General features: G+C 68.9%; 10 protein-coding genes and 1 pseudogene. 6 read left to right on the top strand and 5 right to left on the bottom strand.

Features of this window, described 5'->3' with window-relative positions:
• Positions 1 to 65: 65 nt before the first annotated feature.
• A complete protein-coding gene (locus tag HKD39_RS19415) occupies positions 66 to 1022 on the top strand; it encodes an HNH endonuclease signature motif containing protein (RefSeq protein ID WP_343074629.1) in 957 nt (318 codons plus the stop codon).
• 49 nt (positions 1023 to 1071) lie between these two features.
• Here HKD39_RS19415 and rlmB read toward each other — a convergent pair whose 3' ends face one another.
• The 3 genes and pseudogenes from rlmB to cysS form a co-directional block, all read right to left on the bottom strand.
• Positions 1072 to 2205 (bottom strand): 23S rRNA (guanosine(2251)-2'-O)-methyltransferase RlmB, encoded by a 1134-nt coding sequence (gene rlmB, locus HKD39_RS07150; RefSeq protein WP_171199170.1) that lies wholly within the window; start codon positions 2203 to 2205, stop codon positions 1072 to 1074.
• Complete coding sequence (locus tag HKD39_RS20770) at positions 2206 to 2673, bottom strand: CysS/YqeB C-terminal domain-containing protein (protein ID WP_425488429.1); 468 nt, start codon at positions 2671 to 2673, stop codon at positions 2206 to 2208.
• Positions 2647 to 4011 (bottom strand): annotated as a pseudogene (gene cysS, locus HKD39_RS07155) (cysteine--tRNA ligase); the annotation flags it as partial. The gene HKD39_RS20770 and the pseudogene cysS, both read right to left, overlap by 27 nt.
• 587 nt (positions 4012 to 4598) lie before the next feature.
• Here cysS and HKD39_RS07160 point away from each other — a divergent pair.
• The 5 genes from HKD39_RS07160 to HKD39_RS07180 all read left to right on the top strand — a co-directional run bounded on the left by HKD39_RS07160 (position 4599) and on the right by HKD39_RS07180 (position 9778).
• A complete protein-coding gene (locus HKD39_RS07160; protein ID WP_171199172.1) occupies positions 4599 to 6020 on the top strand; it encodes an extracellular solute-binding protein in 1422 nt (473 codons plus the stop codon).
• Entirely contained in the window at positions 6013 to 6987 is a 975-nt protein-coding gene (locus HKD39_RS07165) for a carbohydrate ABC transporter permease (RefSeq protein ID WP_212754167.1), read from the top strand. Before HKD39_RS07160 ends, HKD39_RS07165 begins: the two co-directional genes overlap by 8 nt.
• 13 nt (positions 6988 to 7000) lie before the next feature.
• Positions 7001 to 7924, top strand: coding sequence for a carbohydrate ABC transporter permease (locus tag HKD39_RS07170; RefSeq protein ID WP_171199174.1), 924 nt, complete (start codon positions 7001 to 7003; stop codon positions 7922 to 7924).
• A gap of 115 nt (positions 7925 to 8039) precedes the next feature.
• Entirely contained in the window at positions 8040 to 8918 is an 879-nt protein-coding gene (locus HKD39_RS07175) for an SIS domain-containing protein (RefSeq protein ID WP_171199432.1), read from the top strand.
• Entirely contained in the window at positions 8918 to 9778 is an 861-nt protein-coding gene (locus HKD39_RS07180) for a class II fructose-bisphosphate aldolase (RefSeq protein ID WP_171199175.1), read from the top strand. The genes HKD39_RS07175 and HKD39_RS07180 overlap by 1 nt, the downstream gene beginning before the upstream one ends.
• Positions 9779 to 9889: 111 nt before the next feature.
• On the opposite strand, the gene HKD39_RS07185 is transcribed toward HKD39_RS07180, so the two are convergent.
• On the bottom strand, positions 9890 to 10747 hold the full coding sequence (locus tag HKD39_RS07185; protein ID WP_171199176.1) for a sugar phosphate isomerase/epimerase family protein: 858 nt from the start codon (positions 10745 to 10747) through the stop codon (positions 9890 to 9892).
• A complete protein-coding gene (locus HKD39_RS07190) occupies positions 10744 to 11787 on the bottom strand; it encodes a Ppx/GppA family phosphatase (RefSeq protein ID WP_171199177.1) in 1044 nt (347 codons plus the stop codon). The genes HKD39_RS07185 and HKD39_RS07190 overlap by 4 nt, the downstream gene beginning before the upstream one ends.
• Between the last annotated feature and the right edge of the window lie 44 nt (positions 11788 to 11831).

Genomic DNA, 11831 nt, shown 5'->3' on the forward strand with positions numbered 1-11831 from the left:
ACGGGGCACGCCACCGTCGCGGAGAGCCGCTGGCCGACGGGGAGCATCGGAGTCGCCCGGCTGTGGTGCCAGCGGCGGAGGCACTGCTGCACGTGGCCGAGCAGTTCTTGGCCGCGACGCCGATCGACCGCTCCGGAGCTGACACCACCATGATGGTCGTCCACGTGGACGCCGCCACCCTTGCGGGCGTGGAGCCGGCCACCGCACATCCCAGCGCTCGTGGCACCGTTCAGCCCTCGACCGACCCCATCAGCCCGGACCTCGGCGTGCCCGTCGCGGCCGCCGTCGCCGGCACCCTGCCCAGCACCGGACTCTGCCAGATCACCGGTGTCGGCGGCATCAGTGCCGGTGCCGCTCAACAACTTTCCTGCGACGCGACGGTGGTCGGTGTGCTGCGGGATAGTCGCGGAGCCGTTCTCGCCCACGGGCGGCAACGACGGCTGGTGAGTGCGGCGCAACGCCGCGCGCTGGCGATCCGCGACGGTTGCTGTCAATTCCCTGGGTGCGACCGGACGCGGCGGCTGCAAGCGCACCACGTTGTGCCCTGGTTCGCCGGCGGCCGCACCGATCTCGACAATCTGGTCCTGCTGTGCGGTTACCACCATGCGGCCATCCATGAGGGCCTGGCTCGAATTGAATCTGTCGACGGCGGGCCGGCCGGTGCCGACACCACCCGCTGGCGGTTCCTGTTGCGCATGAAGAACAACCGCTGGGTCGACCCACGTCGTCAGCCGCCACCCCGAGCTGACGATGACGGTATGCGACTGTGGGCTCGGCTCCGCGCGGCAGGCATGGATGATCCTGCGGCGCAACCGATCCGGCCGGGCTGGGCCGGTGAAGACTTCGATCTGGACCACATCGTCTGGGTACTGTTCCAGTACCCCCGGGAGCCCGCGCCGCCCTCCGACGATGGCGGAAAGCCGGTGCGCCGCAAGGCATCAGAGGCCGGAGCCGGAGCCGGCGCCATCGACGGATCTGCCGGAGTGGCCGCTTCCGCGGAGGCACATGATGACGCCGCCTGAACCACCCGGCACCGGGGCAGGTCCCGCCGCGCCGGCGAGAGGTCGGGCCCTAGCCTTCGCGGCGCCGGCGCGCCACCTCGGCCAGTACAACGCCGGTCGCCACCGAGGCGTTCAACGATTCGACGGTCCCAGCCATCGGGATGGAAACCGTTGCATCACAGACGGTTTTGGTCAGCCGCGACAGTCCCCGGCCCTCCGAACCGACCACCAGCACCAAGGGGCCGGTAGCGAGTTCAAAGTCGTCCGTGCTCATGGTGCCGTCAGCTTCGAGCCCGACGATCATCAAGCCGTCGTCGGCCCACTTCTTCAGCGCCTGTACCAGGTTGGGGACGCGAGCGACGCGCAGCCGAGCCGCCGTTCCGGCCGAGGTCCGCCATGCCGATGCCGTCATACCTGCGGACCGACGCTGCGGCACCAACACCCCGTCGGCACCGAACGCCGCTGCCGACCGGACGATGGCCCCGAGGTTCCGCGGGTCGGTGACGCCGTCCACGGCAACCAGCAGCGGCGGCTGCCCAGACTCGTTGGCGAGCGCCAGCAGATCGTCCGGGTGCGCGTAGTCGTACGGGGGCACCTGCAGGGCGATGCCCTGGTGCAGGGCGCCGCCGGTCAACCGGTCCATTTCGTTGCGGGAAACTTCCAGCAGGGCAATGCCTCTGGCAGCTGACTCCTGGATGGCCTCGGTGATGCGCTCGTCGGTGGCGACGCCCTGCGCGAGGTACATCGCGGTGGCCGGCACGCCGGCGCGCAACGCCTCAACCACAGGGTTCCGGCCGACGACGGTCTCCGGCAGATTGTCGTGCTTGGCCGGACGGTTGCTCGACACTCGGGCGCCGCCGCGACCGGTTCCGGAACGACCGGTAGCACCACGCGCCGAGCCACGCGACGCGGAGCCGCCACGGGCCGAGATGCCCCGCGCTGCACCGCTTCCGGAACCACGTCCACCGGCACCGGACCGGCCGGCGCCCTGGCCACCGCGGCCGCCTGGTCCGCCGCCGGAGCCGCTGCCGCTCTTTCCGGTACGCGCCGCGCGGCGACTGGCAGGATGCCCGGTGCGTTCCTCCGCCGACGGGGTCGGGCCCTTGCCGCGCAGCGCTCGACGCGCCTGACCGCCAGAACCGACGGAAGAGCCCTTCTTCGGGTTCTTGCGGATCGCGCCGCGACGCTGGGAGTTTCCGGGCATCTACTTGGCTCCTTGCTGGCTGGCGTCCTGATGATCCGCGTCTGACTGACTGGTGTTGGGCTGACCGGTGTCATAGTCGCGGCGGCTGCTGCGCTGCTCGGTGTCCGGCCGATCGGCCGTCGATTGATCGGCCCGCTGCTCGGTGACACCCTGCTGACCGACGTTCGGCTGGCCGGCCGGCTGCTCGTTGGGATCCTGCTGGCCGGGACCACGCTGGCTGGTGACGCTCCACGTGGAGCCCTGCGGGCCGTCCTTGACGACGATCCCCGCCGCGGTGAGCTGGTCACGGATGGCGTCCGCGGCGGCGAAATCCTTTGCCGCCCTGGCTTGTTGGCGCTGTTGCAGCAAGGCGGTCACCAACGCCTCGACGGCGTCGGTCAGCGCACGGGTCTGCCCGGAGTCAGCGGCGCCCTCGGCGCCGGCGCGCCAAGGCGCTGCCGCCGGGTCGAGCCCGAGCACGCCGAGCATGGCGCGCACCGCTTCCGCGGAAGCGCGAGCCGCCTCGAAGTCCCCCGCGTCGAGCGCTGAATTGCCGGCACGCACGGTGTCGTGGACGACGGCGAGGGCCCGGGGCACGCTCAGGTCGTCGTCCATCGCCGCAGCAAACGCGGGCGGCACCTGCCGATGGGTCTGCGGCCGGCCCGGTTCGACATCACGAGTCTCCGCGCGCGCTTCCGCGGAAGCGCCGGCGGACTCGGCATTCGGGGTGCCGCCGCTGAATCCGGCGCTGCTCGGGGCCGCACTCCTCGGGTCCGCAGTGCTCGCGACTGCACTGCTCGGGTCGGCACTACCCGGGTGAGCACCACGCGGGTGGGCAGCGGGCAGGAGCTCGACGGCTCGGTCGAGGAAGGCTTCGATCCGGCGAAAAGCCTTGGCGGCGTCGTCCAGCGCACCGGGTGAGTATTCGATCACCGAGCGGTAGTGCACGCTCACCAGGTAATAGCGCAGCTCGATCGGCCGCACCCGCTCGGTGATCGCCTCCACCGACAGGGTGTTGCCGAGCGACTTCGACATTTTCTCGCCGCCCATGGTCACCCAGAACGAATGCATCCAATAGCGGGCGAACTCCAAGCCGGCGCCCTCACTCTGCGCCGCCTCGTTCTCGTGGTGCGGGAACACCAGGTCAAGGCCGCCGCCGTGAATATCGAAGGCGTCGCCCAAGTACGTGCGGGCCATCGCCGAGCACTCGATGTGCCAGCCCGGACGCCCCGGCCCCCACGGTGAACCCCACGACGGCTCACCAGGTTTGGCCGCCTTCCACAACGTGAAGTCGGCGGGGTCCTTCTTGCCCTGACCCTCGGTCTCGCCCTGGTTCATCTCGTCGATCTTCTGCCCGGACAGGAATCCGTACCGCGGGTCGGCGCGGACGTCGAAGTACACGTCGCCGGCCGCGGCGTAGGCCTTACCCGCGTCGATCAGTTCGCCGATCAGCGCATGAATCTGCGGGATGTGCCCGGTCGCCCGCGGCTCGACGGTGGGCGCCAGGCAGCCCAACAGTTCGTAAGCGGCGGTGAAGGCCCGCTCGTTCTGCGCCGCCCACGCCCACCACGGCACACCGGCGTCGGCGGCCTTGGCCAGGATCTTGTCGTCGATGTCGGTGACGTTGCGGACCTGGGTGACCCGGTAGCCGGAGTACTCCAGCCAGCGGCGCAGCACGTCGTAGACAATGGCGGCACCGCGCAGATGCCCAATATGTGGAGCCGCCTGCACCGTCGCGCCGCAGTGATACAGCGACACCTCCCCCGGCACGATCGGCTCGAAAGGCCGGACGCTGCGGGTCGCGGTGTCGTACAGGTGCAAAGCCACAGGCCAAAGGGTACTGACCCACCACCTTCGGGACGTACCAGTTATCCGCTACCAGTTATCCGCTACCAGTTGCCCGCTCAGTTTTCGGCGTCAGGGAATCAGGGTGGTTGTCCACCGGTGCAGCCCACCCCCACCAGCGCAGCCCTCCCCCACCAGCGCAGTCCCCGACCACCAGCGCAGTCCCCGACCACCAGCACAGCCGTCCACCGCCAGCGCACCGTCCATCACCAACACACCGTCCCCCACCGGCGCGGGCCCCGGCCACCAGCGCCTCCGCCCACCACCAGCACAGCCGCGCACTTCCAGCCAGCCGGAGCAACCCCTCGCTCACCCGCGAGATCACAGCCGAACAGCACAATTCGGTTGCAGTACTGGTGCCCGGCGGCGTCGGCGCTGGCCCCACGATTCGGGGTACAGCAGAATCCCTGTCTTGACAGACGCAGTGCCGACCAGTGACGATGCAAGAAGTTGCGCGGTTGGACTCGGAAATGGCCAGTACTGCGCACGTCAGGGCACTTCCGACCGGCGGTGCTCGAATGGCACGTCCAGCAATGGACCGGGTCAGAACTGGACAACGGAGGCTTTCAATGCGGAAATCCCTACCCCTGATCGCCACAGTGGTGGCGGGCGGGCTGGTGCTCGCTGCCTGTGGTGGCAACAGCGACACCGCCAGTACGACGAACTCGCCGGCCGACACCGGCTCCACCGACACCGGAGCCGCCGCGGGCGGTGACTCCTCCGCCGGAGGGGATTCCTCCGCCGCCGCTGGTGGTGACTCGTCCGCCGCTGCCGGCGGGGACTCGTCCGCACCCGCCGGCTCCAACGCGAGCGGTGGTGGCGCCGCGGCGATGCCCGAGCTGCCGGCCACCACCATCAAGATTCTTGCCCCGTCGTACATGGACTCGTCCGAGGCCGACTGGAAGAAGATCATCGACGCCTTCGGCAAGGTGCAGCCGAACGTCAAGGTCGAGCTGCAGATCGCCCCGTGGGACAACTTCACCTCGGTGGTGCAGTCGCGGATTCAGGCCCAGGACATGCCGGACATCCTGAACGACAACAACTATGGCGTCGCGGCCGACGGTCTGCTCTACCCGATCGACGAGGTCACCAGCCCGGAGACGCTCAAGTCCATCGAGCCGTCGCTGCTGAAGAACGGCATGGGCGCCGACGGAAAGCAGTGGGCGGCACCGGATATCGCCACCTCGCGACTGCTGATCTACAACACGGACCTGTTCTCCAAGGCCGGCATCACCACCCCGCCGAAGACCTGGGACGAGATGTACGCCGCCGCCGAGAAGATCTCCAAGCTGGGCAACGGCGTCGCCGGCTACGGCATGCCGCTCGGCACCGAAGAGGCACAGGCCGAATCCACCGTCTGGGTCTGGGGCGCCGGTGGCGACTGGGTCACCGACGGCAAGCTGAACGCCGATACCCCAGCGGTGACAGCAGGTTTCGACGAGATGAAGAAGTTCATCGACGGCAAGGTCACCCAGCCGAACGTCGGCTCCTCCAACCGGCAGGACGTCGCCGACCTGTTCAACCAGGGCAAGATCGGCATGTACGTCGGCCACTCCGGGTTGACCCAGGTGACCCGCGAGAAGTTCCCGAACATCAAGTTCGATGTTGCGCCGATCCCGTCCAAGTCAGGCGAGCCGCTGAGCTACGGCGTCACCGACTTCATCCTGGCGTTCAACAACAAGGACGACAACCGTAAGCAGGCCACCAAGGCGTTCCTCGACTTCTTCTACACCCAGGACCAGTACACCCCCTGGTACAAGGGCACCGGCCTGCTGCCGGTGACCACCGACGCGATCACCGCCGCCACCAAGGACGACGCCGTGAACGCCCCGTTCTACGAGGCGCTGAAGACCGTGCGGTTCACCCCCAGCGGTGACCCGGACTGGAGCAAGCTGCAGTCGGCGCTGCAGTCGACGGCCGGCAAAATCGCCGACCAGCCGGCTGCCGATGTGCTCAAGCAGATCCAGGCTCAAGCGCAGGCGGGTGGCTGAGCTGACCGCGGCTCCTACCCCCTCGGCGATCGCCGCCGGTGACCAATCCGGCGATACCGGCGGCGGCGCAAGAGGTTCGGGATCTGGCGGGGGGCTGCGGCGGCTGGCCGCCGCGGCCCCCTGGCTGCTGCCCGCGGTGATCCTGATCGCCGGCGTGGTGCTGTACCCCGCGTACTTGATGATCTACAACGCGTTCCGCAAGTACTCGAAGTACGGCTTCGACCAGGGCGCCGCCGGCTGGGACAACTTCAAGCTGGCGCTGACTTTCCCCGGCGTGCCGATCGGCCGGATCCTGATCAACACCGTGGTCTGGGTGGTGGTCGTGGTGGCCGGCACCCTGCTGATTTCCCTTGCGCTCGCACAGTTTTTGAACAAGACGTTCCGCGGCCGCAAGCTCGTCCGGCTCGCCGTCATCGTGCCGTGGGCGGCGTCCGTGGTGATGACCTCGTCGATCTTCCTGAACGCGCTGAACCCCAACTACGGTCTGGCCACCAGATTGCTCCGGTCGATCGGGCTGCTCGGCCAGGACACGGCGCTCACCCAGCAGCCGATGACGGCGTTCTGGGTGGCGGTGGTGGTGGCGATCTTCGTGTCGCTGCCGTTCACCACCTACACGCTGCTCGCCGGGCTGCAGGCGGTGCCGCACGACGTACTGGAGGCGGCGCACGTCGACGGCGCCGGCTCGGCCGCCATCTACCGCCGCATCGTGCTGCCGATCCTGCGGCCGGCCATTGCGGTGGCCGCGCTGGTGAACATCATCAACGTGTTCAACTCGCTGCCGATCCTGCAGATCCTGAACCAAACCGCCGGCTACAACGAAGGTCTCACCACCACGCCGCTGGTGTTCCTGTACAAGAACAACCTCGGCCCAGGGGTCTCGTCGGCGCTGTCGGTGATCAACTTCGGCTTCTGCCTGGTGATCATCGCGATCTATCTGATCGTCGTGAAACCGACGAAGCAGCAGTGAGGGGGCACACGTCATGACCACAACAACCGACCAGGTCCCCGAGCCGGCACCGGCCGGCAGCCAGGCCACCGGTGGCAACGCCAAGCCCAGTGCCCGCGGCATCGGACCGAACCGCCGCCCCAACCCGATCGGCATCATCATCGGCGCGGTGCTGATCGTGGTGGTGTTCATCGCGCCGTACATCGTGATGCTGCTCGGGTCGCTGAAGACCCAGGCGGAGATCACCAAGGTGCCGCCGCCGTTCGGACTGCCGACCGGACCACACTTCTCCAACTACGTCGACGTCTGGTCGTCGTCGGTGAAGCCCCTGAACGGGTTGATCGCCACCGCGGTGATCTCCGTCGGCGCCACCCTGTTGGTGCTGCTGATCGCCACCCCTGCGGCGTACTACCTGGCGCGCTTCCGATTTCCCGGCCGGATGGCCTTCCTGTTCCTGGTGCTAATCACCCAGATGCTGCAGCCGACGGTGCTCGCCATCGGTCTGTTCAAGGAGTTCCTCAACTGGAACGGCTACCTGAGCTGGGTCGCGCTGATTCTGGTCAACGGGGCGTTCAACCTGGCCTTCGCGATCTGGATCATGCAGGCGTTCTTCGCATCGGTGCCCAAGGACATCGACGAGGCGGCGGTGGTGGACGGCGCCGGCAAGTTCCAGGTGCTCACCAAGATCTCGCTGCCGCTGGTCTGGCCCGGCATCGTGACCGCGATCGTCTTCGTGTTCGTCAACTCGTGGAACGAGTACGCCGCCGCTTCGGTGATGGTGCGGGACAACAACTTGCAGCCACTGACGGTCTCGCTACCGAAGTTCTTCGGCTTCTACACCCAAGACTGGCAATACGTGTTCACGGTGACGACGGTCGCCATCGTTCCGGTGGTGATCCTGTTCGGCTTCATCGAGAAACGATTGATCGGCGGGTTGACCGCCGGCGCCGTCAAGTAGCTCCCGCGGTACCCGGCAAGCACAAGCACTCAAGCACTCAAGCACTCAAGCACGAAGGAATCACGTGACCCAACCAGCGCAGTTCGTCACCGAAGAGATCGCCTCCCAGCCGCAGATGTGGCGGCAGGCGGCCGAGTTGGCCCCGACCGTTGCCGGCGCGCTACCGGGCGCCGGTGAACGGATCGCCGTGGTCGGCTGCGGCACCAGCTGGTTCATCGCGCAGGCCTACGCGGCCTATCGGGAAGAAGCTGGGCAGGGCGTGACGGACGCGTTCGCCGCCTCGGAGTTCCCGGCCGGCCGCGCCGGGGAGTACGCACGGATCGTGGCAATCACCCGCTCCGGCACCACCACGGAGGTGTTGCAGCTGCTGCAGCAGTTGGGATCGGCCGCCCCGCGCACCGTGCTGGTGGGCGATCCGGACTCGCCCGCCGCGACCGACACCACCCTCAGCGAACACCGGGTGGTGCTGGACTTCGCCGACGAAAAGTCGGTGGTGCAGACCAGATTTGCCACCAGCGCGCTCGCGCTGCTGCGCGCCGGGCTCGGCGAAGACCTGACCGCCGCCATCGCCGACGCCGAAACGGCGCTGGCGGCGCAGCTGCCGATCGGTTGGCAGGACAAGCGGCAGTTCGTCTATCTCGGGCACGGCCCGACGGTGGGGCTGGCCAACGAGGCCGGGCTCAAGATGCGCGAGGCCGCGATCGCCTGGGCGGAGAGCTATCCGGCGTACGACTTCCGGCACGGCCCGATCGCGGTGCCGGACGCACAGTCGCTGGTCTGGATTCTGGGCGAGACCCCCGACGGTCTGGTCCCGCAGATCGACGCCACCGGCGCCACCGTTGAGCACGGCTCGCCGCTCGACCCGATGGCCGAGCTGGTCAGGGCGCAACGACTGGCGATCGCACTGGCCCTGCACCGCGGGTACGACCCGGACACCCCCCGCAACCTGACCCGCTCCATCGTGCTCGACGGCGCCGCGCAGGGCAGCCGCTGATGCCGCTGGTCGGCAGTGAGCTGCTGCGCACCGCACGGGCCGAGCGGCACGGCGTCGGGGCTTTCAACGTGATCGGCATCGACCACGCCGAGGCGCTGGTGGCCGCGGCCGAGGCGGCGCAGCTGCCGGTGATCCTGCAGGTCTCGGAGAACGCCGCGAAGTACCACGCCGCCACCGGCGCGCCCGGACTGGCACCGATCAGCAGGGCCACTGCCGAGATCGCCGCTGCCGCGAGCGTTCCGGTGGTGCTGCACCTGGATCACGCCATCGACGAGGCGCTGATCGACGAGGCACTCGGTCTTGGTTTCGGCTCGGTGATGTTCGACGGGGCGCACCTGCCGGACGCCGAGAACATCGAACGCACCGCCGCGGTGGCCCAGCGCGCACACGCCGCCGGTGTCTGGGTGGAGGCCGAGCTCGGCGAGGTCGGCGGCAAGGAACACCAGCCGCGGTCGGCACATGAGCCCGGGGTCAAGACTGATCCGTTGCAGGCCAAGGAGTTCGTCGAGCTGACCGGGGTGGACGCGCTGGCCGTCGCGGTCGGCTCGCAACACGCGATGACGGAACGCTCGGCGGCGCTGGACACCGAGCGGATCGCCGCGATCGCCGACGCCGTCCCCGTGCCGCTGGTGCTGCACGGCTCGTCCGGTGTGCCGGACGCCGAGATCGTCGCCGGGGTGGCCGCCGGGTTGACGAAGATCAACGTGTCGACCCATCTGAACAAGGTGTACACCGGCGCGGTGCGAAAGTACCTGGCGGACAACCCGACCGTGGTGGATCCGCGCAAGTACACCACCGCCGCGCGCGCCGCGATGCGCGACGAGACCGCGCGGCTGCTGCGTCTCATCCACGGCGCCTGATCCACCAAGCCTAATCCACGGCGCCTGATCCACCGTTGCGCCGCGGCCTAGGCGCCGGGCCGCGGCGGAAGCGCCGACAGCAACGCAGCAGACCGCACACCCGGCCGGGCGTCAGCTCAGGTGCAGCCGGGCGAAGGCCAGCGATTCGGCGAGGTCCTGTTCGCGCTTCGCCCGGCCGGCGCCACGGGTGGAGATCTCGACGCAGACGCTGCCGGTGAAGCCCGCCTCTGCATGAAACTCCCCGCGCCGCAAGCGATTCAACAGCTCCGCTGCCGGCTGCGTACCGCGTCCGGGCACCAGATGCTCGTCGCGGGCGGCGCCCGACCCGTCGGTCAGATGCAGATGTGCCAACCCAGCACGGTCGTTACCGGACATCTGCTCGGCAAGCTGCAACGCGTCCACCCCGGATGCCGCGGCGTGCGACAGGTCCAGTGTGTAATAGGCGTGACCGCTGGGTACCGGGTTCCAGTGCGGCCGATACCCGTTGACCAGCAAAGGACCTCGGCGCACCGGGTACATGTTCTCCACCGCGATCTTCACCTCGGTGCGCTGCTGCAGCTCAGCCACCGACGCGGCGAAATCACTGGCCGCGGTTCGCTGCCAGACGAACGGCGGGTGTACCACCACCACCTGCGCACCCACTCGCTCCGCCAGCTCGAGCGAGCGAGCCAGCTTCACCAGCGGGTCGGTTGACCACACCCGCGCCGTCAGCAGCAGACACGGCGAGTGGATGGAGGTGATCGGCAGCTGGTGTCGATTCATCAAGCGCAGCAACGCGTTCGCGTCTTGGGTGACGGGATCGGCCAGCACCATCACCTCCATCCCGTCGTAGCCCGCGTCGGCCGCCATGGCGAACGCGGTGCCGACGGTCTCCGGGTACGCCGACGACGTGGAGAGGGTGACCCTGGTCTGCGGACGCGGCGGCCGGTGATCCGGGTAGCCGTCCGGTCGCCCCTGCCCCGGGCTCATGCCTTGCCCCGGCCGGCGCCGGAGGACTTCCGAGCGCGGGCTCTGCTCCCAACATCGCTGCCGGACTCCGAGCCCGCATCGGTGCCGGATTCGGAGTCCGGATCGGAGTCGGCGAACGCCAGCTGATCCAACCGCCGCAGGATCAGGCCCTCGCGCAGCGCCCACGGGCAGATGTGCAGCTCGGTGATTTTCAGCGCGGTGACCGCCGCCTCGGCCACCAGCGCGGCGACCGCGGTCTGCTCGGCACGGTTGGCCGAAACCCCGTCCAGCGCACCGATGTCGGATGCTGCCATCCGGGTGACGAACGCGGTGATCTGCCGCAACGCTCGCGCACTGAGGGTGCGGGGTACCAGCGGCCCGGCGCTCGACGGCGCCGCTCCCGCCAACCGGGCCAGCGTCCTGAAGGTCTTGGAGGTGCCGACCGCTCGGTTGAACGGCCCGGCCGAACGGATCTTCTTGGCCGGCCCGGCCAGCTGCGCGACCAGAAACTCCTCCGCCGTCGAGAGTTGTTTCAGCGTCGGCGGATCGGACAGCTTCAGGTCGCGGCGCAGCCGGCCGGCTCCCAGCGGCAGCGACAGCGCCACCGCCGGCTCCTCGTCCTGGCCGCCGGCCAGCTCCAGTGACCCGCCACCGATGTCCAACACCACCATGTCGCCGGCCGAGTAGCCGAACCAACGGCGAGCGGCGAGGAACGTCACCCTGGCCTCGTCCGACCCGGACAGCACCTGCAGGTCAACGCCGGTCAGCGCGCGCACCTCGTGCAGCACCTCGGCGGAGTTGGTGGCATCCCGCAGCGCCGAGGTGGCGAACGCGAGCAGCTCGTCACAGCCCAGCCTGGCGGCTGAGAGGGCGGCCTGGCCGACGATGCGCACCAGCTCGCTGACGCCGTACTCGGTAATGGCACCGTCGGCGTCGAGGTGGCCGGCCAGCTTCAGCGGTTCCTTCTCCGACAGCTGCGGCGTCGGGTGTCCACCGCGGCGGGCATCAACCACCAGCAGATGGACGGTGTTGGAACCGACGTCGAGCACTCCCAAGCGCATGGGCTCCACTGTGCCGCATCAGCGACCCCGCGGTACCCGACACG

Origin of the sequence: Nakamurella aerolata (genome assembly GCF_013002705.1) — a bacterium.
Classification (GTDB): Bacteria; Actinomycetota; Actinomycetes; order Mycobacteriales; family Nakamurellaceae; genus Nakamurella; species Nakamurella aerolata.

What these genes read in the sequence shown, in the direction of transcription:
- rlmB (WP_171199170.1), bottom strand. Translation starts at nt 2,205, where the DNA reads ATGCCCGGAAACTCCCAGCGTCGCGGCGCGATCCGCAAGAACCCGAAG.
- HKD39_RS20770 (WP_425488429.1), bottom strand. Translation starts at nt 2,673, where the DNA reads ATGCTCGGCGTGCTCGGGCTCGACCCGGCGGCAGCGCCTTGGCGCGCC.
- HKD39_RS07160 (WP_171199172.1), top strand. Translation starts at nt 4,599, where the DNA reads ATGCGGAAATCCCTACCCCTGATCGCCACAGTGGTGGCGGGCGGGCTG.
- HKD39_RS07170 (WP_171199174.1), top strand. Translation starts at nt 7,001, where the DNA reads ATGACCACAACAACCGACCAGGTCCCCGAGCCGGCACCGGCCGGCAGC.
- HKD39_RS07175 (WP_171199432.1), top strand. Translation starts at nt 8,040, where the DNA reads ATGTGGCGGCAGGCGGCCGAGTTGGCCCCGACCGTTGCCGGCGCGCTA.
- HKD39_RS07180 (WP_171199175.1), top strand. Translation starts at nt 8,918, where the DNA reads ATGCCGCTGGTCGGCAGTGAGCTGCTGCGCACCGCACGGGCCGAGCGG.
- HKD39_RS07185 (WP_171199176.1), bottom strand. Translation starts at nt 10,747, where the DNA reads ATGAGCCCGGGGCAGGGGCGACCGGACGGCTACCCGGATCACCGGCCG.
- HKD39_RS07190 (WP_171199177.1), bottom strand. Translation starts at nt 11,787, where the DNA reads ATGCGCTTGGGAGTGCTCGACGTCGGTTCCAACACCGTCCATCTGCTG.